This window comes from Enterobacter sp. HK169 (assembly GCF_001719105.1).
Lineage (GTDB): Bacteria > Pseudomonadota > Gammaproteobacteria > Enterobacterales > Enterobacteriaceae > Enterobacter > Enterobacter asburiae_B.
On record NZ_CP017087.1, the window covers coordinates 3173547 to 3195120 of the forward strand.

Genomic DNA, 21574 nt, shown 5'->3' on the forward strand with positions numbered 1-21574 from the left:
GCCCGGTAAGCGTAGCGCTGCCGGGCTTTTTTATCAGTTCACCAACGGGATCCGACGATAAAGCTCAATCATATCGCCCGCCAGATCCTGAATGACCATCGCGTTCATCAGGTGATCCTGAGAGTGGACGGTGATCAGGTTAACCGGAAGCTTCCCGGTCCCTTCGTCAAAACCGATAAGCTGCGTCTGGATCGTGTGCGCATGCTTCACATATTCGCGCGACTCTTCCATCGCTTTTTCTGCTTCGTCAAACTCACCTTTACGCGCCATCTGTAGCGCCGTCAGGGCCGCACTGCGCGCCGCGCCTGCGTTGACCAGCAGTTCCATAATCGTGGTTTCTAAGTCTTCCATTATGACTCCAGAAGTTTGAGCGCTTTTTCCAGGACGGCATCGCCTTTCATCATGCCGTAATCCATCATGTCGATCACCGCGACCTTTTTACCCAGCGGCTCGGCCTGCGCCTGTAGCTTGGCCTGCTCGTATTTAACCTGTGGCCCCAGCAATACGATGTCGGCCGTCGCGATGTTGTCTTTAAACTCCGCAACCGGAACGGCTTTAATGGTGACTTCAACCCCTTTTTTCTGCGCGGCGTCTTTCATACGTTGAACCAGCATGCTGGTTGACATTCCCGCTGCACAGCATAAAACGATGTTCTTCATAATCAGCCTCGATCTACATGTGTTTATTGATAATTATCCCGTGCAGAGCGCTTCAACAACCGGTTTACCGCGATTGTGTGTCAGGCATCACAAAGAAACCGGCGATTTTCTGAAACCGGTTACAATTTTACATTGTCGGGTACCCGGCCCGTGGAAACGGGCAGGGTGAAAGTGGGAGGATTAGCTGATGGACGTTCGATTGATGCGGTTTTTGCCCTGCTGTTTGGCGCTGTAGAGGGCGCTATCAACGCTTCCGACAAATTGCTCCAGCGGTTCAAAATGCCACTCCCCAAGACCGCCGCTGAACGTAACCCGCAGGTTTTCTTCTCGCCAGACGCGTTTTTCAACTGCGGTACGCCAGGCTTCCAGCAATGAGAGCGCAGACGTCATCTGCTCAGCCTGGAAGATTACCGCGAACTCTTCTCCACCATAGCGGTAAATCGAGACGTGATGTGGCTGCATAATCTGGATCCCTTCGCGGGCCACGTTGCGCAGAACGATATCACCGGTCAGGTGGCCCAGCGTGTCGTTAATCGACTTGAAGTTATCGATGTCCACCAGCGCCAGCGCGAAAGGCTGCTGGGCATTCAGCAGCTCCGCGATATCGCTATCGAACGCGCGGCGGTTTTTACAGCCCGTCAGCGCATCGTGAGTGGCCTGGCGCACATAGGCCATCTCACGCTCTTTATTGGACTGGATAGTGTGGCTCAGCATCGCTTCCAGGCGCGGCGCTTCGCTGACGTCGCCGGTTTTGATGGCATTGATAATGTGCATCAGCACGGTACGCGAGGCGTGACGGAGGTATAAGCCGAAGAGGATGATGATGATTGCCGCCAGCGCAAACCCCCAGCCAACAATCGTCGTTTCGTGGCGGGTGATATCGGTGAGCGTCTCGCCAGAGACCCGGTAGATGACAAACCAGTCCGGATTGGTAAACGAGTAGTAGTAGTACCAGGCGTTGCTTTTCTTATCGTAAAGGTGGCCTTCGCCGCTGGTCATTTTGTCCATCAGCGCTTCGCTCACGTAGTGTTTGAAGAGCGCGCCTGTATCCGGGTGAAGCACAACGGCGCCGTCGCGTTCAACGACGAAGAATTCTCCCTGGACGGGCGCCACCATCTGACGCAGGGTGAAGCCCATTGACGTCAAATCGAGATGAAACGCGATCGTTCCCTTCAGTCTGCCTTCGGGAGAAATCAATGGCTTATAAAGTGTGACCGTCGGATGGCCGGTGAAATAGTCCATGTACGGGCGAGTATAGTGGCTGAAGATACTGGCTTCGGCCTGAGCGATAAACCACGGCCGCGTCCGGGGATCGAAGGTTTTACTCTTCTCCGTGGGGAGCACTTCCGGCGCGCGGAGATAATGCCCCTGCGTGTCCGCCAGCGAGATGGAGGACACGGTCGGCATCAGGTTTTGCAAATGCATCATCATCTGAAGCCCCTGCGTCGGGTTGACGTTGAGCGTCTCGTTTAGCCTGTCGTCGCGGGCAAAGTAAATCGCGGAACGGCCCAGGATATAGTCGTTTTCACGCAGGATAGATTCGGTATAGTTCACCGCCAGGTTGTGCGTGAAATTGCTGTTGATCTTATGATAATCCTCAAGAAAATCCTTTCGTTGCGAAAGCGTCACCGCGATCGCGATCACCGCAAAACTGCAGAGGATCCCCGCGAAGCTGAGCATGATTGGCCGGGTAAAAGAGAGCTTTTTGCTGTGAAGTGCCATGAGCTGTACATCGTTCCTGATGGTGATTACTTTTCGTCTGCCGATATCCTCTCAGCATAGTCGCTGTCCTGCGGTTAGCGGTGAATTATACGACACACGATTTCTGGCGGGATGATTTATCTTAAGAACCATTAAGAAAATACTTATTCAACCTGCTGGCGGCCGTGTGCGCAATGAACCAGAGGCAGGGCGAAACGAGGAAGAAGCTTTTCGCCCTGGTCAGCATCCGTTGCTGACCGTGTGACAATAAAAAACCGGACGATCGCTGACAACCACCCGGTTTTGCCTTTTCGTCGTGCCTCGACAATTTTTTATGGCGTTGCAGTACGTTTCAGCGTCATTGCGAGGTTCTTCCCAGCCAGCTGTCCCAGTCTTTCCAGACAGGCTGAAGACCCTGCGCCGTCAGGGCTGCGGCGACCGCTTCCGGACGTCGTCCGTCATGCGGCACAAACTGCTCGAGCTCCGGACGATCGTCGGCGTAGCCGCCAGGCTGCGTTTTGGAAAACGCGCTGACGTTGTTAATCGCAAGCGGGATAACGCGATCGCGAAACGCCGGGGATTCACGCGTTGAGAGCGATAATTCCACTTCCGGGGCGAGCAGGCGAAACGCACAGATGGCCTGCACCAGCTGGCGTTCATCCATCAGCGAAGCCGGTTCAATCCCGCCCGCGCAAGGCCTCAGGCGCGGGAAGGAGATGGAATAACGGCTCTGCCAGTAGTGCTGCTGAAGCCACAGCAAATGTTCCGCCACCATGTAACAATCCACCCGCCAGCTGTCAGAGAGCCCGATCAGCGCGCCCAGACCGATTTTGTCGATCCCCGCGCGACCCAGCCTGTCCGGCGTTTCCAGGCGGAAAAAGAAATCCTGTTTCTTGCCCTTCAGGTGATGCCGGGCGTACGTCGCCTCGTGATAGGTTTCCTGGTAGACCATGACCCCGTCCAGCCCGAGGGTTTTTAGCTCCGCGTACTCCTCCTGCGCCAGGGGCTGCACTTCCATCTGCAACGACGCAAACTGACGACGAATGGCGGGAAGGTGCTGACGGAAATAGTCCATTCCCACTTTTCCCTGATGTTCGCCCGTGACAAGCAGAAGATGTTCAAAGCCCATTTCACGAATGGCCGCGCACTCGCGGGCGATCTCACCTTCATCGAGCGTTTTACGCTTGATGCGGTTGCTCATGGAAAAACCGCAGTAGGTGCAGTCATTGGCGCACAGGTTTGATAGATAGAGCGGCACGTAGAAGCTTACCGTGTTGCCAAAACGCTGGCGGGTGAGCCGCTGCGCTCGCTGGGCCATCGGCTCGAGGTACGCGCTGGCCGCCGGGGAGAGCAGGGCCATCAGATCCTCGCGGGTCAGATGGCGGGCATGCAGCGCGCGCTCCACGTCAGCCGCCGTTTTGCTGTTAATGCGCAGGGCAATGTCGTCCCAGTTAAGCTGCCGCCAGCGCTCGGTAAACGTGCTCATGAGATCGCCTCCAGAAAACCGGTCAGCGGGCTGGTGGCCTGTGCCTGGAAACTGCGCGAGCCGGGGCCAGACTCCCTTGCCAGCAGGCCAGCCTCTACGGCCATGCGGAACGCACGCGCCATCATGACCGGATCGTCGGCAACCGCGATGGCCGTGTTGACCAGCACCGCGTCGGCGCCCATCTCCAGCGCCTGCGCGGCATGGCTGGGCACGCCAATGCCCGCATCAACCACCACCGGCACGGTAGCTTGCTCAATAATGATTTCCAGCATTGCGCGGGTTTCAAGCCCCTGATTGGAGCCAATGGGGGCGCCCAGCGGCATGACGGCGGCGCAGCCGACCTCTTCCAGCCGTTTGCACAGAACAGGATCGGCGCCGCAGTAAGGCAGGACGATAAACCCTTGCTGCACCAGCTTTTCAGCCGCTTTCAGCGTTTCGATGGGGTCGGGCAGCAGCCAGCGGGCGTCAGGATGAATTTCCAGCTTCAGCCAGCGAGTGCCGAGCGCCTCGCGGGCCAGCTGCGCGGCAAAAATCGCCTCTTCGGCCGTTTTGGCACCGGAGGTGTTGGGCAGCAGCGTGACGCCAGCCTCCAGTAAAGGCGCCAGAATGGCATCGCTGTGATGGCGCAGATCCACGCGCTTGAGCGCCAGCGTCACCAGCTGGCTGCCGCTTTCGCGAATGGCATCCACCATCAGCTGCGGCGAGGCGAATTTTCCGGTTCCGGTAAACAGGTGTGAATCAAAGACTTTATCGGCAATACGTAACATCTCAGCCCCCTGCGATAACCTGAAACAGCAGGATCTGGTCGCCGTCATTGACCTGCTGGTGTTCCCACTGCTCGCGCGGCAGGATCTGTTGATTGAGCGCCAGCGCCGTTCCCGGCTTGAGCTGGCGCAGCTTGTCGAGCAGTACCGCAACGGTGAGCCCGTCGTCGCATTTCATCGGCTCATCGTTAAACAGAATGCGCATCGCGGCCTCCGCATACCGGGCAGCGGCTGGCGCGGTGTAACGCCAGATGACGCCAGCCGCTGGAGCGGGCATCAAACAGCCGCAGCGAATTGCGTTCCGTCTCCATGCCGCTGAGCAGCTTGATGGCCTCCAGCGCCTGCATTGTGCCCATTACGCCGACCACCGGACCCAGAATGCCCGCCGTACGGCAGTTGCGCGCCGGCTCGGCATCGTCCGGCCACAGGCAGCGATAGCAGCCCTGCGACCACGGCGGGGTCAGGACCATCATCTGCCCGCCGAAACCCACCGCGCTGGCGGTGATAAGCGGCGTATTATTTGCCACGCAGGCGGCGTTAATCGCCTGGCGCGTCGCCATGTTGTCCGTGCAGTCCAGCACCACGTCGGCAAGGGCGACCTCACGGCGCAGGTTTTCACCGCTGAGCCGATCCTGCAGGGCAATCAGCGCGATATCCGGGTTGAGCTGGTTCAGGCGCTGCCGGGTAATTTGCGCTTTTGGCTGGTTGATATCCTCGGTGGAGAAGAGGATTTGTCGCTGCAGGTTGCTGAGGTGAACCTCGTCGTCGTCGGCCAGCACCAGCGTACCGATACCTGCGCCTGCCAGATAAAGCGCGGCGGGCGCGCCTAACCCGCCCAGACCGACAATCAGCACCCGGCTGGCGAGCAGCTTTTGCTGTCCGTCGATGGCGATATCTTCCAGCAGGATCTGACGGCTATAGCGCATAAAATCACGATCGTTCATCACCCGCTCCTGCCAGCTGTAACAGCTGTTCGGTGGCGAGACGCCAGTCTGCGGCCTGGGTAATGGCGCTGACGACGGCGATACTGCCGACGCCGGTCTCCAGCACCGCCGGGGCGCGTTCAAGGCTGATTCCGCCGATGGCGACGGTGGGGTAATCGGCAAGGCGTTTAACGTGACTCGCCAGCTGCGTCAGCCCCTGCGGTGCGGAGGGCATCTGCTTGGTTTGCGTCGGGAAGACGTGACCCAGCGCGATGTAAGAGGGACGGGCCGCCAGCGCCACGTCGATCTCCATGTCATCGTGCGTTGAAACGCCAAGACGCAACCCGGCTTCGCGGATAGCGCTCAGATCCGTTGTTTCCAGGTCCTCCTGACCCAGGTGCACGCCGTACGCCTGGTGCTTAACGGCCAGCCGCCAGTAATCGTTGATAAACAGACGGGCGTTATGCCGACGGCCAAGCGCGATGGCGGCAACCACATCGGCTTCCACCTCGTCGTCGCGTTTATCCTTGATGCGCAGCTGGATCGTTCGAACGCCTGTCTCCAGCAGGCGCTCTATCCACTCCACGCTGTCCACCACCGGATAGAGCCCTAAACGGTAGGGAACGGGCGGGAAATCGGGCTTATACATTACGCCTCCTCTTTTTTGAGGTAGATTTCGCCGCCTTTGGCGCGGAAGGTTTCAGACATGTCCGCCATGCCCACTTCAATGGTCTGCGCGGCGGCGTAGTCGCGCACCTCCTGGCTGATTTTCATCGAGCAGAATTTTGGCCCGCACATAGAGCAGAAGTGCGCGACTTTGCCCGATTCCTGCGGCAGGGTCTCGTCGTGATAGGCGCGGGCGGTGAACGGGTCCAGCGCCAGGTTGAACTGGTCTTCCCAGCGGAATTCAAAGCGTGCCTTCGACATGGCGTTATCGCGGATTTGCGCGCCCGGATGGCCTTTGGCCAGATCCGCGGCGTGGGCGGCAATTTTGTAGGTGATCAGCCCCTGCTTCACATCCTCTTTGTTTGGCAGGCCGAGGTGCTCTTTTGGCGTGACGTAGCAGAGCATAGCGCAGCCGAACCAGCCGATCATCGCCGCCCCAATGCCCGACGTGAAGTGGTCATAGCCCGGCGCAATATCGGTGGTCAACGGCCCCAGGGTGTAGAACGGAGCTTCGTGGCAGTGCTCCAGCTCCTCGGTCATGTTGCGGCGGATCATCTGCATCGGCACGTGGCCCGGGCCTTCAATCATCACCTGCACGTCATACTCCCAGGCGATTTTGGTCAGTTCGCCCAGCGTGTGCAGCTCGGCAAACTGCGCTTCGTCGTTCGCGTCGCGAATAGAGCCCGGACGCAGGCCGTCGCCCAGCGACAGAGAGACATCGTACGCGGCGCAGATTTCGCAAATTTCGCGGAAGTGTTCGTAGAGGAAGTTTTCCTGATGATGGGACAGGCACCACTTCGCCATGATGGAACCGCCGCGCGAGACGATGCCGGTCAGGCGCTTCGCCGTCATCGGCACGTAGCGCAGCAGCACGCCCGCGTGAATGGTGAAATAGTCCACGCCCTGTTCGGCCTGCTCCAGCAGCGTGTCGCGGAACGCTTCCCAGGTGAGGTCTTCGGCAATGCCGTTGACCTTTTCCAGCGCCTGATAAATCGGGACGGTGCCAATCGGTACCGGGCTGTTACGCAGGATCCATTCGCGGGTTTCGTGAATATAGCGTCCAGTGGAGAGGTCCATTACCGTGTCCGCGCCCCAGCGCGTGGACCAGACCAGCTTCTCCACCTCTTCTTCGATGGAGGAGGTGACGGCCGAGTTACCGATGTTCGCGTTGACCTTCACCAGGAAGTTGCGGCCGATAATCATCGGCTCGGATTCCGGGTGGTTGATGTTGGCGGGGATAATCGCGCGGCCTGCGGCCACTTCGTCACGCACAAACTCCGGCGTGATGTTCTCCGGCAGGCGAGCGCCAAAGCCTTCACCCGGATGCTGATAGCGCAGCACTTCGCTACGGATGCGCTCGCGACCCATGTTTTCGCGGATGGCGATGAACTCCATCTCCGGCGTGACGATGCCCCGGCGCGCGTAGTGCAGCTGGGTCACGCATTTGCCCGCCTTAGCGCGTTTTGGCGTCAGCAGGCCGGTAAAGCGCAGCTCGTCCAGACCGTCGTCGGCCAGGCGCTCTTTGGTGTAGGCAGAGCTGAGTACGCTCAGCTCTTCACAGTCGTTGCGCGCATCAATCCACGGCTGGCGCAGCTTTGCCAGACCCTGCTGGACGTTGATGGCAACATCAGGATCGCCGTACGGACCGGAGGTGTCATACACCGGCACGGCTTCGTTGTCTTCATACTGGGGGTTATCTTTGCTGCCGCCGATAAGCGTCGGGCTGAGCTGGATTTCGCGCATTGGGACGCGGATATCGGCCTGCGAGCCGGAAATGTAGATGCGTTTCGAGTTCGGGAAAGCGGTGCCTTCCAGCGTGTCGATGAAGTGTTGGGCCTGTGCGCGCTGTTCGCGGCGGGTCAGTTTTGCAGTAGACATAGCTCATTCCAAAAGTGAAGGACATGGCTTGTCAGACGACGGATGAAGCAAGAGAGGATCGCCCTCAGGCGATACAACAGCAATGTGACTCTTGTTCCCTTCGCAGGTATTAGCCTGATCAGGTTCCGCGGATCCCGAATTAACGGTCTCAGCCCGCGCGTTCAGGCGCTGGGCACTCCGACAAGAAAAATCCCCCTCGTGAGAGGGGCGAATGGTTGTAAATTACTCGTTAACGATGAAGAACTCAAGCAGGGCGCGCGACGTTCTCTTCGTTACTGATGTTCAAATCATTGTCCAGCACGAGGGCGATCAGCTTATCTTCCAGCGTGAATCGCTCTTCCAGCGCTTCGCCGAGGTCGGATAGCGCCTGCTGAAACTCAAGATAGTTATCGTGATCGATAGCGTTCTCGAGCGCGGAATCATAGTAATCCATGATCTGCTGGGTGTTGGCTTCCAGAAGGGGATAGAGCTTGCTGGCCGCTAAATAGGGTGTTGTACCTTCCATTTCGCGGATAATGCGTTCATAAATATTGAAATGGCCGTCGGACAGATAGTCGACCAGGCCCTGACAAAAATCATCCAGCGCTTTTTCATTCAGTCGCATAAACGATTCTTTGCCAGGCTTAATACCGACCAGATTGTAATAAGCCACGAGTAGATGCTTGCGTACATGTAGCCAGCGATCCACCAGTTTGTTATTTCCTCTAACGCGCTCAGTCAGGCTTTCCAGCTGGTTTAACATGGTCGACTCCGCAAAATGTAGGATTGAATCTGCTTATCCAGAATGTAACCACAATGCTAACAACATGTCAGTGAAGCGAAGGTAGTGCAATAGATATGGATCGTATTATTGAAAAATCAGATCTTGGTTGGTGGATCGTCAGTCACGAACAAAAATTATGGCTTCCTGCCGGGGAAATCCCCTATGGCGCAGCTGAGGCGTTCGATCTCGTTGGCCAGCCAGCGCTACAGATCGGCGAGTGGCAGGGTGAGCCCGTGTGGTTGATCCAACAGTCCCGCCGCCAGGATATGGGATCGGTGCGCCAGGTGCTGGATCTGGACGTGGGGCTGTTCCAGCTGGCGGGGCGCGGCGTGCAGCTGGCCGAGTTTTACCGCTCGCATAAATACTGCGGCTACTGCGGTCATACCATGCGCCCGAGCAAAACCGAGTGGGCGATGCTCTGCAGCCACTGCCGCGAACGCTACTATCCGCAGATAGCGCCGTGCATTATCGTCGCTATCCGCCGGGAGGATTCCATCCTGCTGGCGCAGCATACCCGCCATCGCAACGGCATTCACACCGTGCTGGCCGGCTTCGTCGAGGTGGGCGAAACGCTGGAGCAGGCGGTAGCGCGCGAGGTGATGGAGGAGAGCGGGATCAAAGTGAAGAACCTGCGCTACGTTACCTCGCAGCCGTGGCCGTTCCCGCAGTCGCTGATGACGGCATTTATGGCCGAATATGATAGCGGCGAGATCGTTATCGATCAGAAAGAGCTGCTGGAAGCAAACTGGTATCGCTACGACGATCTACCGCTGTTACCTCCGCCGGGCACCGTGGCGCGTCGGCTGATAGAAGATACCGTGGCGATGTGTCGGGCCGAGTATGAGTAGTGTTACACTGAGGCCATGACGCTTAAGGAACTGCAAAAATGACCGAACTGAAGAACGATCGTTATCTGCGTGCGCTGCTGCGCCAGCCCGTTGATGTCACCCCGGTGTGGATGATGCGCCAGGCGGGACGCTATCTCCCGGAGTACAAAGCCACGCGCGCGCAGGCGGGCGATTTTATGTCGCTGTGCAAAAACGCCGAGCTGGCCTGCGAAGTGACGCTCCAGCCGCTGCGCCGCTTCCCGCTGGATGCTGCGATCCTCTTCTCGGATATTCTGACCATTCCGGATGCAATGGGCCTTGGCCTGTACTTCGAAACCGGTGAAGGCCCGCGTTTCACCTCCCCAATCAAAAGCAAAGCCGACGTGGATAAGCTGCCGATCCCCGATCCGGAAGGCGAGCTGGGCTACGTGATGAACGCCGTGCGCACCATTCGCCGCGAGCTGAAAGGTGAAGTGCCGCTGATTGGCTTCTCCGGCAGCCCGTGGACGCTGGCGACCTATATGGTGGAAGGGGGCAGCAGCAAAGCCTTTACCATGATTAAAAAGATGATGTACGCCGAGCCGCTGGCCCTGCATGCGCTGCTCGATAAGCTGGCGAAGAGCGTCACCCTCTATCTGAACGCGCAGATTAAGGCGGGTGCGCAGTCGGTGATGATTTTCGATACCTGGGGCGGCGTGCTGACCGGGCGCGATTATCAGCAGTTCTCCCTGTACTACATGCACAAAATCGTCGACGGCCTGCTGCGTGAAAACGAAGGCCGCCGCGTGCCGGTGACGCTGTTCACCAAAGGTGGCGGCCAGTGGCTGGAAGCGATGGCGGCAACCGGCTGCGACGCGCTGGGCCTCGACTGGACCACCGATATCGCCGATGCGCGCCGTCGCGTGGGCGACAAAGTGGCGCTGCAGGGCAATATGGACCCGTCCATGCTCTATGCGCCGCCAGCGCGCATTGAAGAAGAAGTGTCGACTATACTGTCTGGTTTCGGCCAGGGGGAAGGCCACGTCTTTAACCTCGGCCACGGCATTCATCAGGATGTGCCGCCAGAACACGCAGGCGTATTTGTGGAGGCGGTGCATCGGCTTTCTGCCCAGTATCACAAGTAAGGAGTGATTATGGATCTCGCGTCGCTACGCGCTCAACAAATCGAACTGGCCTCATCGGTGATCCGCGAGGATCGTCTGGATAAGGATCCTCCGCAGTACATTGGCGGAGCAGACGTCGGATTCGAGCAGGGTGGGGAAGTGACGCGAGCGGCGATGGTGGTACTGAAATACCCTTCGCTTGAGCTGGTGGAGTACAAGGTAGCGCGTATCGCGACCACCATGCCGTACATTCCGGGCTTTCTCTCCTTCCGCGAATATCCCGCGCTGCTGGCAGCGTGGGAGCAACTCTCGCAAAAACCTGACCTGCTGTTTGTCGATGGACACGGTATCTCACACCCGCGCCGTTTAGGCGTTGCCAGCCACTTTGGGCTGCTGGTGGATGTGCCGACCATTGGCGTTGCCAAGAAACGCCTGTGCGGCGCGTTTGAACCTCTTTCAGACGAGCCGGGCGCGCTGGCGCCGCTTATCCATAAAGGTGAGCAGCTAGCGTGGGTCTGGCGCAGCAAGGCACGCTGTAATCCGCTCTTTATCGCCACGGGGCATCGGGTGAGCATGGACAGCGCCCTGGCGTGGGTGCAGCGCTGCATGAAGGGCTACCGCTTGCCGGAGCCGACGCGCTGGGCAGACGCCGTGGCATCTTCGCGTCCGGCTTTTGTTCGTTGGCAGGAAATTCAGCGATGATTCAGGTAAACTGCGCCTAATTTTCGATTCGAGAGATCATCATGCTACAAAACCCGATTCACCTGCGCCTTGAGAAACTTGAAAGCTGGCAGCACGTGACGTTTATGGCTTGCCTGTGCGAGCGCATGTATCCCAACTATGCCGCGTTCTGTAAGGAGACGGGCTTTGGTGATGGCCATATCTACCGCCGCATTCTGGATCTGATCTGGGAAACGCTGACGGTGAAAGACGCGAAGGTGAACTTCGACTCCCAGCTGGAAAAGCTGGAAGAGGCGATTCCGGCTGCGGATGATTTTGACCTGTACGGTGTCTACCCGGCGATTGATGCCTGCGTGGCGTTAAGCGAACTGCTCCACTCCCGTCTGAGCGGTGAAACGCTGGAGCACGCAGTTGAAGTCAGTAAGGCATCGATTACGACCGTCGCGATGCTGGAAATGACCCAGGAAGGTCGCGAGATGACCGACGAAGAGCTGCGTGCGAACCCGGCGGTTGAGCAAGAATGGGACATTCAGTGGGAAATTTTCCGCCTGCTGGCAGAGTGCGAAGAACGCGATATTGAGCTGATAAAAGGGCTGCGCGCGGACTTACGAGAGGCTGCTGAGAGCAATATTGGTATAATTTTTAACCAATGAGACAATAAATCTTGAGATAACGCCCGTTTTGTCGCTCCTCGACTCTTCCCTTTCGCCCCTTGTCTGGTCTACATTTGGGGGGCGAAAAAAAGTGGCTATCGGTGCGTGTATGCAGGAGAGTGCTTTTTTGGCATTTTCGTCGCACTCGATGCTTAGCAAGCGATAAACACATTGAAAGGATAACTTATGAACAAGACTCAACTGATTGATGTAATTGCGGACAAGGCTGATCTGTCTAAAGTGCAGGCTAAAGCTGCTCTGGAATCTACCCTGGCTGCTATTACTGAGTCTCTGAAAGAAGGCGATGCTGTGCAACTGGTTGGTTTCGGTACCTTCAAAGTGAACCACCGCGCTGAGCGTACTGGCCGCAACCCGCAGACCGGTAAAGAAATCAAAATCGCCGCAGCTAACGTGCCGGCATTTGTTTCTGGTAAAGCACTGAAAGACGCTGTTAAGTAAGACGCGTGGCAGTGAACAGTTTTAGCGAAGGGGCGGCAACGCCCCTTTTGTCTTTCTGGCGTGGAACGCTCGCGCTGGCAGGCATGCTGCTGCTGTCAGCCTGCAGCCACGACACCTCCCTGCCGCCGTTTACCGCCAGCGGCTACGCGGACAACCAGGGTGCGGTCAGGATCTGGCGCAAAGATTCCGGCGGCGAAGTGCATCTGCTTTCTGCCTTCAGCCCGTGGCATAACGGCAATACGTCGACTGCGGAATATCGCTGGCAGGGAGATGACCTGTCGCTGATTGAACTGAACGTCTACAGCAAGACCCCCGAACACGTGAAAGTGCGTTTTGACGACCATGGCGAGCTGAGCTTTATGCAGCGCGAAGTCAGCGGCCAAAAACAGCAGCTTTCCAGCGATCAAATCGCTCTCTACCGTTATCGTGCCGAACAAATCCGCCAGACCAGCGATGCGCTTCGTCTGGGACGCGTTGTGCTGCGCCAGGGGCGCTGGCATGCCGATGGGACGGTGACAACCTGCGAAGGACAGACGGTCAAGCCTGAGCTCGAATCCTGGGCAACAGAACACATTCAGCGCCGTCAGCGTCATTCATCAATGGAGGTGAGTGTGGCGTGGCTGGAAGCGCCGGAAGGCTCTCAGCTGTTGCTGGTGGCGAACGAAGACTTCTGCACCTGGCAGCCGACGGAAAAAAGTTTTTGATTTAAATCCCCTCTCCCTTGAGGGAGAGGGTTAGGGTGAGGGTGTGAAATTACTCGCCCTGCTCGCGCGCAATTGCACGATAACCGATATCCTGACGGCTAAAGCTGCCGTTCCAGTGAATATCCGCCATCAGCGCATAGGCGCGTTTCTGCGCTTCTGCCACGGTATGGCCCAGCGCGGTTGCACACAGCACGCGTCCGCCGTTGGTGAGGACGCGATCGTCGTCAGCCAGCTTCGTACCCGCATGGAACACCTTCGCACCGTCAATCTCTTCCAGCGGCAGGCCGTGGATTTCATCCCCGGTGTTGTAGTTGCCCGGATAACCGCCTGCAGCAATCACCACGCCCAGAGACGCACGCTCGTCCCACTCTGAGGTTTTCTCGTCGAGCTTGCCTTCGCAGGCTGCCAGACACAGTTCCACCAGATCGGATTTCATGCGCAGCATGATGGGCTGCGTTTCCGGATCGCCAAAGCGGCAGTTGAATTCGATGACCTTAGGGTTACCCTGCTTGTCGATCATCAGACCCGCATAGAGGAAACCGGTGTAGGTGTTGCCTTCCGCCGCCATCCCTTTCACGGTTGGCCAGATGACGCGATCCATGGTGCGCTGGTGGACTTCGTCAGTCACTACCGGAGCGGGGGAGTAAGCGCCCATTCCGCCAGTATTCGGGCCGGTATCGCCATTGCCCACGCGCTTGTGATCCTGGCTGGTGGCCATCGGCAGAACGTGCTCGCCGTCGACCATCACGATAAAGCTGGCCTCTTCACCGTCGAGGAACTCTTCGATCACGATGCGGTGGCCCGCATCGCCAAAGGCGTTGCCCGCCAGCATATCCTGAACCGCGGCTTCGGCTTCTTCGAGGGTCATCGCGACGATAACGCCTTTACCAGCGGCCAGACCGTCGGCCTTGATAACAATCGGCGCACCTTTTTCACGCAGGTAGGCCAGGGCTGGCTCCACTTCGGTGAAGTTCTGATATTCCGCCGTCGGGATGTTATGACGCGCGAGGAAATCTTTGGTGAAGGCTTTGGAGCCTTCCAGCTGCGCGGCGCCTTCCGTAGGCCCGAAGATTGTCAGGCCCGCCGCGCGGAAGGCATCGACGACGCCAATCACCAGCGGCGCTTCCGGGCCGACGATGGTCAGATCGATTTTCTCGCTCTGGGCAAAGCTCAGCAGCGCCGGGATATCGGTCACGCCGATAGCCACGTTTTGCAGCGCGGGTTCCAGCGCGGTACCGGCGTTGCCCGGTGCTACGAAAACTGTTTTCACCAGCGGAGACTGCGCCGCTTTCCACGCCAGAGCGTGCTCGCGTCCGCCGTTACCAATCACTAATACTTTCATTTTCTGCTCCGGGAATTAATGGCGGAAGTGGCGCATGTCGGTGAAGATCATTGCAATGCCATGTTCGTCGGCAGCGGCAATCACTTCGTCGTCGCGAATTGAGCCGCCAGGCTGGATCACACAGGTGATGCCCACTGCAGCCGCCGCGTCGATACCGTCACGGAACGGGAAGAAGGCGTCAGAAGCCATGGCGGAGCCTTTTACTTCCAGACCTTCATCGCCTGCTTTAATGCCCGCGATTTTCGCGGAGTAAACGCGGCTCATCTGGCCTGCGCCTATCCCGATAGTCATGTTTTCTTTGGCGTAGACGATGGCGTTGGATTTGACGAACTTCGCGACCTTCCAGCAGAACAGCGCGTCACGCAGTTCCTGTTCGGTAGGCTGGCGTTTCGTTACCACGCGCATGTCGGCTTCTGTCACCATACCCAGATCGCGGTCCTGAACCAGCAGGCCGCCGTTCACGCGCTTGAAGTCCAGGCCCGGCACGCGTTCTGCCCACTGGCCGCAAACCAGCACGCGCACGTTCTGTTTTGCCGCGGTGATTTTCAGCGCTTCTTCGGAGGCCGATGGCGCGATGATCACTTCAACAAACTGGCGGGAGATGATGGCCTGCGCGGTTTCAGCATCCAGCTCGCGGTTGAAGGCGATAATGCCGCCGAACGCGGAGGTCGGGTCGGTTTTGTACGCGCGATCGTAGGCATCCAGAATAGAGGTGCTCACGGCAACGCCGCATGGGTTCGCGTGCTTAACGATAACGCAGGCCGGCTCGCTGAACTCTTTCACGCATTCCAGCGCGGCGTCGGTGTCAGCAATGTTGTTATAGGATAGCGCTTTGCCCTGAACCTGCTGAGCGGTCGCAACAGAGGCTTCTTTAACCTCTTCTTCTATATAGAAGGCTGCCTGCTGGTGGCTGTTCTCGCCGTAACGCATATCCTGCTTCTTAATGAAGTTCAGGTTCAGGGTGCGCGGGAAGCGGCCAGAAGGATCTTTACTTTCACCGTGGTAAGCAGGCACCAGGCTACCGAAGTAGTTGGCGATCATGCTGTCGTACGCCGCGGTGTGCTCGAAGGCTTTGATGGCGAGGTCGAAACGCGTTTCCAGAGTCAGTGACCCTTCGTTGGCGTCCATCTCGTTAATAATGGTTTCGTAATCGCTGCTCTTTACGACGATGGCCACATCTTTATGGTTCTTGGCCGCGGAGCGCACCATGGTTGGGCCGCCGATATCAATATTCTCTACGGCATCTTCCAGAGAACAGCCTTCGCGAGCAACGGTCTGGGCAAACGGGTAGAGGTTAACGACAACCATGTCGATTGGCGCGATGTCATGCTGTTCCATAATGGCGTCGTCCTGACCGCGACGGCCAAGAATACCGCCGTGCACTTTCGGATGCAGGGTTTTGACGCGTCCATCCATCATTTCCGGGAAACCGGTGTAATCGGACACTTCGGTTACCGGCAGACCTTTATCTGCTAACAGGCGAGCGGTACCGCCTGTAGAAAGCAGCTCCACACCGCGTGCGGAAAGTGCCTGAGCGAATTCGACGATACCGGCTTTATCAGAAACACTGAGCAGAGCGCGGCGGACTGGACGACGTTGTTGCATGGTAAATCCCCTGGATTTCACGATTACAGAGAGCGTTAGATGAATTTTCCTGCGAAAAACTCATCTAACACACCTGACGGGGCATCCTTATTAAGCGCGAGCATTTTAACGAAAACGTTTGCGCAACGCTCGCACATTTTCACTTTTTCGTATCATTGTGGATAAGTCTGTGTGTAAAAAGGTATAAGGCGGGGTTTTGCTGTGGAATGCAGCAGTCAGTCATTTTTCTGACATTTAGCGGTTGCGGCCAGCCGAGAACTCCCTATAATGCGCCTCCATCGACACGGCGGATGTGAATCACTTCACACAACAAGCGGTTCGGTTGAAGAGAAAAATTCTGAAATAACGGGTTGACTCTGAAAGAGGAAAGCGTAATATACGCCACCTCGCAACGGTGAGCGAAAGCCGCGTTGCAACTGCTCTTTAACAATTTATCAGACAATCTGTGTGGGCACTCAAAGTGACATGGATTCTTAATGTCTTCGGACAATAAATGAATACCAAGTCTCTGAGTGAACATACGTAATTCATTACGAAGTTTAATTCACGAGCATCAAACTTAAATTGAAGAGTTTGATCATGGCTCAGATTGAACGCTGGCGGCAGGCCTAACACATGCAAGTCGAGCGGCAGCGGAAAGTAGCTTGCTACTTTGCCGGCGAGCGGCGGACGGGTGAGTAATGTCTGGGAAACTGCCTGATGGAGGGGGATAACTACTGGAAACGGTAGCTAATACCGCATAACGTCGCAAGACCAAAGAGGGGGACCTTCGGGCCTCTTGCCATCAGATGTGCCCAGATGGGATTAGCTAGTAGGTGGGGTAACGGCTCACCTAGGCGACGATCCCTAGCTGGTCTGAGAGGATGACCAGCCACACTGGAACTGAGACACGGTCCAGACTCCTACGGGAGGCAGCAGTGGGGAATATTGCACAATGGGCGCAAGCCTGATGCAGCCATGCCGCGTGTATGAAGAAGGCCTTCGGGTTGTAAAGTACTTTCAGCGGGGAGGAAGGTGTTGAGGTTAATAACCTCAGCAATTGACGTTACCCGCAGAAGAAGCACCGGCTAACTCCGTGCCAGCAGCCGCGGTAATACGGAGGGTGCAAGCGTTAATCGGAATTACTGGGCGTAAAGCGCACGCAGGCGGTCTGTCAAGTCGGATGTGAAATCCCCGGGCTCAACCTGGGAACTGCATTCGAAACTGGCAGGCTAGAGTCTTGTAGAGGGGGGTAGAATTCCAGGTGTAGCGGTGAAATGCGTAGAGATCTGGAGGAATACCGGTGGCGAAGGCGGCCCCCTGGACAAAGACTGACGCTCAGGTGCGAAAGCGTGGGGAGCAAACAGGATTAGATACCCTGGTAGTCCACGCCGTAAACGATGTCGACTTGGAGGTTGTGCCCTTGAGGCGTGGCTTCCGGAGCTAACGCGTTAAGTCGACCGCCTGGGGAGTACGGCCGCAAGGTTAAAACTCAAATGAATTGACGGGGGCCCGCACAAGCGGTGGAGCATGTGGTTTAATTCGATGCAACGCGAAGAACCTTACCTACTCTTGACATCCAGAGAACTTTCCAGAGATGGATTGGTGCCTTCGGGAACTCTGAGACAGGTGCTGCATGGCTGTCGTCAGCTCGTGTTGTGAAATGTTGGGTTAAGTCCCGCAACGAGCGCAACCCTTATCCTTTGTTGCCAGCGGTTAGGCCGGGAACTCAAAGGAGACTGCCAGTGATAAACTGGAGGAAGGTGGGGATGACGTCAAGTCATCATGGCCCTTACGAGTAGGGCTACACACGTGCTACAATGGCGCATACAAAGAGAAGCGACCTCGCGAGAGCAAGCGGACCTCATAAAGTGCGTCGTAGTCCGGATTGGAGTCTGCAACTCGACTCCATGAAGTCGGAATCGCTAGTAATCGTAGATCAGAATGCTACGGTGAATACGTTCCCGGGCCTTGTACACACCGCCCGTCACACCATGGGAGTGGGTTGCAAAAGAAGTAGGTAGCTTAACCTTCGGGAGGGCGCTTACCACTTTGTGATTCATGACTGGGGTGAAGTCGTAACAAGGTAACCGTAGGGGAACCTGCGGTTGGATCACCTCCTTACCTTAAAGAACCTGCCTTTGTAGTGTCCACACAGATTGTCTGATGAAAAGTAAATAGCAAGGCGTCTTGCGATTGAGACTTACACGTCCCCTTCGTCTAGAGGCCCAGGACACCGCCCTTTCACGGCGGTAACAGGGGTTCGAATCCCCTAGGGGACGCCACTTGCTGGTTCGTGAGTGAAAGTCACCTGCCGTCATATCTCAAAACTCATCTTCGGGTGACGTTTGAGATATTTGCTCTTTAAAAATCTGGATCAAGCTGAAAATTGAAACGACACATCTTAATTGGTGTGTTCGAGTCTCTCAAATTTTCGCAATCATGAAGTGAAACATCTTCGGGTTGTGAGGTTAAGCGACTAAGCGTACACGGTGGATGCCCTGGCAGTCAGAGGCGATGAAGGACGTGCTAATCTGCGAAAAGCGCCGGCGAGGTGATATGAACCTTTGACCCGGCGATGTCCGAATGGGGAAACCCAGTGCAATTCGTTGCACTATCGTTAACTGAATACATAGGTTAACGAGGCGAACCGGGGGAACTGAAACATCTAAGTACCCCGAGGAAAAGAAATCAACCGAGATTCCCCCAGTAGCGGCGAGCGAACGGGGAGCAGCCCAGAGTCTGAATCAGCTTGTGTGTTAGTGGAAGCGTCTGGAAAGTCGCACGGTACAGGGTGACAGTCCCGTACACGAAAGCACACAGGTTGTGAACTCGAAGAGTAGGGCGGGACACGTGGTATCCTGTCTGAATATGGGGGGACCATCCTCCAAGGCTAAATACTCCTGACTGACCGATAGTGAACCAGTACCGTGAGGGAAAGGCGAAAAGAACCCCGGCGAGGGGAGTGAAAAAGAACCTGAAACCGTGTACGTACAAGCAGTGGGAGCACCTTCGTGGTGTGACTGCGTACCTTTTGTATAATGGGTCAGCGACTTATATTCTGTAGCAAGGTTAACCGTATAGGGGAGCCGAAGGGAAACCGAGTCTTAACTGGGCGTTAAGTTGCAGGGTATAGACCCGAAACCCGGTGATCTAGCCATGGGCAGGTTGAAGGTTGGGTAACACTAACTGGAGGACCGAACCGACTAATGTTGAAAAATTAGCGGATGACTTGTGGCTGGGGGTGAAAGGCCAATCAAACCGGGAGATAGCTGGTTCTCCCCGAAAGCTATTTAGGTAGCGCCTCGTGAACTCATCTTCGGGGGTAGAGCACTGTTTCGGCTAGGGGGCCATCCCGGCTTACCAACCCGATGCAAACTACGAATACCGAAGAATGTTATCACGGGAGACACACGGCGGGTGCTAACGTCCGTCGTGAAGAGGGAAACAACCCAGACCGCCAGCTAAGGTCCCAAAGTCATGGTTAAGTGGGAAACGATGTGGGAAGGCACAGACAGCCAGGATGTTGGCTTAGAAGCAGCCATCATTTAAAGAAAGCGTAATAGCTCACTGGTCGAGTCGGCCTGCGCGGAAGATGTAACGGGGCTAAACCATGCACCGAAGCTGCGGCAGCGACGCTTATGCGTTGTTGGGTAGGGGAGCGTTCTGTAAGCCGTTGAAGGTGTGCTGTGAGGCATGCTGGAGGTATCAGAAGTGCGAATGCTGACATAAGTAACGATAAAGCGGGTGAAAAGCCCGCTCGCCGGAAGACCAAGGGTTCCTGTCCAACGTTAATCGGGGCAGGGTGAGTCGACCCCTAAGGCGAGGCCGAAAGGCGTAGTCGATGGGAAACAGGTTAATATTCCTGTACTTGGTGTTACTGCGAAGGGGGGACGGAGAAGGCTATGTTAGCCGGGCGACGGTTGTCCCGGTTTAAGCATGTAGGCGGAGGTTCCAGGTAAATCCGGTACCTTATTAACGCTGAGGTGTGATGACGAGGCACTACGGTGCTGAAGTAACAAATGCCCTGCTTCCAGGAAAAGCCTCTAAGCATCAGGTAACATCAAATCGTACCCCAAACCGACACAGGTGGTCAGGTAGAGAATACCAAGGCGCTTGAGAGAACTCGGGTGAAGGAACTAGGCAAAATGGTGCCGTAACTTCGGGAGAAGGCACGCTGATATGTAGGTGAAGCCCCTGCGGGTGGAGCTGAAATCAGTCGAAGATACCAGCTGGCTGCAACTGTTTATTAAAAACACAGCACTGTGCAAACACGAAAGTGGACGTATACGGTGTGACGCCTGCCCGGTGCCGGAAGGTTAATTGATGGGGTTAGCGGCAACGCGAAGCTCTTGATCGAAGCCCCGGTAAACGGCGGCCGTAACTATAACGGTCCTAAGGTAGCGAAATTCCTTGTCGGGTAAGTTCCGACCTGCACGAATGGCGTAATGATGGCCAGGCTGTCTCCACCCGAGACTCAGTGAAATTGAACTCGCTGTGAAGATGCAGTGTACCCGCGGCAAGACGGAAAGACCCCGTGAACCTTTACTATAGCTTGACACTGAACACTGGTCCTTGATGTGTAGGATAGGTGGGAGGCTTTGAAGCGTGGACGCCAGTCTGCGTGGAGCCGACCTTGAAATACCACCCTTTAATGGCTGGTGTTCTAACGTAGACCCGTAATCCGGGTTGCGGACAGTGTCTGGTGGGTAGTTTGACTGGGGCGGTCTCCTCCCAAAGAGTAACGGAGGAGCACGAAGGTTAGCTAATCCTGGTCGGACATCAGGAGGTTAGTGCAATGGCATAAGCTAGCTTGACTGCGAGAGTGACGGCTCGAGCAGGTGCGAAAGCAGGTCATAGTGATCCGGTGGTTCTGAATGGAAGGGCCATCGCTCAACGGATAAAAGGTACTCCGGGGATAACAGGCTGATACCGCCCAAGAGTTCATATCGACGGCGGTGTTTGGCACCTCGATGTCGGCTCATCACATCCTGGGGCTGAAGTAGGTCCCAAGGGTATGGCTGTTCGCCATTTAAAGTGGTACGCGAGCTGGGTTTAGAACGTCGTGAGACAGTTCGGTCCCTATCTGCCGTGGGCGCTGGAGAATTGAGGGGGGCTGCTCCTAGTACGAGAGGACCGGAGTGGACGCATCACTGGTGTTCGGGTTGTCATGCCAATGGCACTGCCCGGTAGCTAAATGCGGAAAAGATAAGTGCTGAAAGCATCTAAGCACGAAACTTGCCCCGAGATGAGTTCTCCCTGACCCTTTAAGGGTCCTGAAGGAACGTTGAAGACTACGACGTTGATAGGTCGGGTGTGTAAGCGCAGCGATGCGTTGAGCTAACCGATACTAATGAACCGTGAGGCTTAACCTTACAACG

Annotated in this window: 18 protein-coding genes, 1 tRNA gene, 2 rRNA genes and 1 riboswitch; of the genes, 9 read left to right on the forward strand and 12 right to left on the reverse strand. The window is 56.5% G+C overall.

Features of this window, described 5'->3' with window-relative positions; translation table 11 throughout:
- Positions 1-33: 33 nt before the first annotated feature.
- The 10 genes from EnteroDNA1_RS15035 to EnteroDNA1_RS15080 form a co-directional block, all read right to left on the reverse strand.
- On the reverse strand, positions 34-351 hold the full coding sequence (locus tag EnteroDNA1_RS15035) for a PTS lactose/cellobiose transporter subunit IIA (RefSeq protein WP_033146992.1): 318 nt from the start codon (positions 349-351) through the stop codon (positions 34-36).
- On the reverse strand, positions 351-659 hold the full coding sequence (locus EnteroDNA1_RS15040) for a PTS sugar transporter subunit IIB (protein WP_023334100.1): 309 nt from the start codon (positions 657-659) through the stop codon (positions 351-353). Before EnteroDNA1_RS15040 ends, EnteroDNA1_RS15035 begins: the two co-directional genes overlap by 1 nt.
- Before the next feature lie 180 nt (positions 660-839).
- Entirely contained in the window at positions 840-2381 is a 1542-nt protein-coding gene (locus tag EnteroDNA1_RS15045; RefSeq protein ID WP_069303505.1) for a sensor domain-containing diguanylate cyclase, read from the reverse strand.
- A 337-nt stretch (positions 2382-2718) separates the two neighbouring features.
- Positions 2719-3846: a 2-iminoacetate synthase ThiH gene (gene thiH, locus EnteroDNA1_RS15050; protein WP_069303506.1), complete on the reverse strand. Its 1128-nt coding sequence runs from the start codon at positions 3844-3846 to the stop codon at positions 2719-2721.
- Positions 3843-4613 (reverse strand): thiazole synthase, encoded by a 771-nt coding sequence (gene thiG / locus EnteroDNA1_RS15055; protein WP_047059535.1) that lies wholly within the window; start codon positions 4611-4613, stop codon positions 3843-3845. The genes thiH and thiG overlap by 4 nt, the downstream gene beginning before the upstream one ends.
- Position 4614: 1 nt before the next feature.
- Positions 4615-4815, reverse strand: a complete 201-nt coding sequence (gene thiS / locus EnteroDNA1_RS15060) for a sulfur carrier protein ThiS (protein WP_039262358.1) — start codon at positions 4813-4815, stop codon at positions 4615-4617.
- Entirely contained in the window at positions 4799-5554 is a 756-nt protein-coding gene (locus EnteroDNA1_RS15065) for a HesA/MoeB/ThiF family protein (RefSeq protein WP_069303507.1), read from the reverse strand. The genes thiS and EnteroDNA1_RS15065 overlap by 17 nt, the downstream gene beginning before the upstream one ends.
- Positions 5541-6182 (reverse strand): thiamine phosphate synthase, encoded by a 642-nt coding sequence (gene thiE / locus EnteroDNA1_RS15070; RefSeq protein WP_058841895.1) that lies wholly within the window; start codon positions 6180-6182, stop codon positions 5541-5543. Before thiE ends, EnteroDNA1_RS15065 begins: the two co-directional genes overlap by 14 nt.
- The gene (gene thiC / locus EnteroDNA1_RS15075; protein ID WP_023309975.1) at positions 6182-8077 is read right to left on the reverse strand and encodes a phosphomethylpyrimidine synthase ThiC; all 1896 of its coding nucleotides are present in this window, start codon (positions 8075-8077) and stop codon (positions 6182-6184) included. The genes thiE and thiC overlap by 1 nt, the downstream gene beginning before the upstream one ends.
- Positions 8078-8155: 78 nt before the next feature.
- Positions 8156-8267: riboswitch (TPP riboswitch) on the reverse strand.
- Positions 8268-8321: 54 nt separating this feature from the next.
- The gene (locus EnteroDNA1_RS15080; RefSeq protein WP_048979202.1) at positions 8322-8819 is read right to left on the reverse strand and encodes an Rsd/AlgQ family anti-sigma factor; all 498 of its coding nucleotides are present in this window, start codon (positions 8817-8819) and stop codon (positions 8322-8324) included.
- A gap of 95 nt (positions 8820-8914) precedes the next feature.
- Between EnteroDNA1_RS15080 and nudC the strand changes: the two genes are divergently transcribed.
- The 6 genes from nudC (at position 8915) to EnteroDNA1_RS15110 (ending at position 13267) form a co-directional block, all read left to right on the forward strand.
- Positions 8915-9688: an NAD(+) diphosphatase gene (gene nudC, locus EnteroDNA1_RS15085; protein WP_069303508.1), complete on the forward strand. Its 774-nt coding sequence runs from the start codon at positions 8915-8917 to the stop codon at positions 9686-9688.
- A gap of 38 nt (positions 9689-9726) precedes the next feature.
- Positions 9727-10791 carry a uroporphyrinogen decarboxylase gene (hemE, locus tag EnteroDNA1_RS15090; protein WP_029742041.1) on the forward strand — a complete coding sequence of 355 codons (1065 nt, stop codon included), beginning with the start codon at positions 9727-9729 and terminating at the stop codon, positions 10789-10791.
- Between the two features lie 9 nt (positions 10792-10800).
- Positions 10801-11472, forward strand: coding sequence for a deoxyribonuclease V (gene nfi / locus EnteroDNA1_RS15095; protein WP_069303509.1), 672 nt, complete (start codon positions 10801-10803; stop codon positions 11470-11472).
- A gap of 41 nt (positions 11473-11513) precedes the next feature.
- On the forward strand, positions 11514-12104 hold the full coding sequence (locus EnteroDNA1_RS15100; RefSeq protein ID WP_069303510.1) for a YjaG family protein: 591 nt from the start codon (positions 11514-11516) through the stop codon (positions 12102-12104).
- A gap of 186 nt (positions 12105-12290) precedes the next feature.
- The gene (gene hupA, locus EnteroDNA1_RS15105; RefSeq protein ID WP_002445246.1) at positions 12291-12563 is read left to right on the forward strand and encodes a nucleoid-associated protein HU-alpha; all 273 of its coding nucleotides are present in this window, start codon (positions 12291-12293) and stop codon (positions 12561-12563) included.
- A gap of 11 nt (positions 12564-12574) precedes the next feature.
- Positions 12575-13267, forward strand: a complete 693-nt coding sequence (locus tag EnteroDNA1_RS15110; protein ID WP_033146981.1) for a DUF1481 domain-containing protein — start codon at positions 12575-12577, stop codon at positions 13265-13267.
- Positions 13268-13316: 49 nt separating this feature from the next.
- Here the strand turns inward: EnteroDNA1_RS15110 and purD are convergent, their stop codons facing one another.
- Positions 13317-14609, reverse strand: coding sequence for a phosphoribosylamine--glycine ligase (gene purD / locus EnteroDNA1_RS15115; protein WP_045357745.1), 1293 nt, complete (start codon positions 14607-14609; stop codon positions 13317-13319).
- Between the two features lie 15 nt (positions 14610-14624).
- Positions 14625-16214: a bifunctional phosphoribosylaminoimidazolecarboxamide formyltransferase/IMP cyclohydrolase gene (gene purH / locus EnteroDNA1_RS15120; protein ID WP_064673100.1), complete on the reverse strand. Its 1590-nt coding sequence runs from the start codon at positions 16212-16214 to the stop codon at positions 14625-14627.
- A gap of 561 nt (positions 16215-16775) precedes the next feature.
- On the opposite strand from purH, the gene EnteroDNA1_RS15130 reads away from it, so the two are divergent.
- The 3 genes from EnteroDNA1_RS15130 to EnteroDNA1_RS15140 all read left to right on the forward strand — a co-directional run bounded on the left by EnteroDNA1_RS15130 (position 16776) and on the right by EnteroDNA1_RS15140 (position 21568).
- Positions 16776-18317, forward strand: a 16S ribosomal RNA gene (locus tag EnteroDNA1_RS15130).
- A gap of 85 nt (positions 18318-18402) precedes the next feature.
- Positions 18403-18478, forward strand: a tRNA-Glu gene (locus EnteroDNA1_RS15135).
- Between the two features lie 184 nt (positions 18479-18662).
- A 23S ribosomal RNA gene (locus tag EnteroDNA1_RS15140) occupies positions 18663-21568 on the forward strand.
- Together the 16S and 23S rRNA genes with 1 tRNA gene alongside form the textbook arrangement of a ribosomal RNA operon.
- Positions 21569-21574 lie beyond the last annotated feature (6 nt).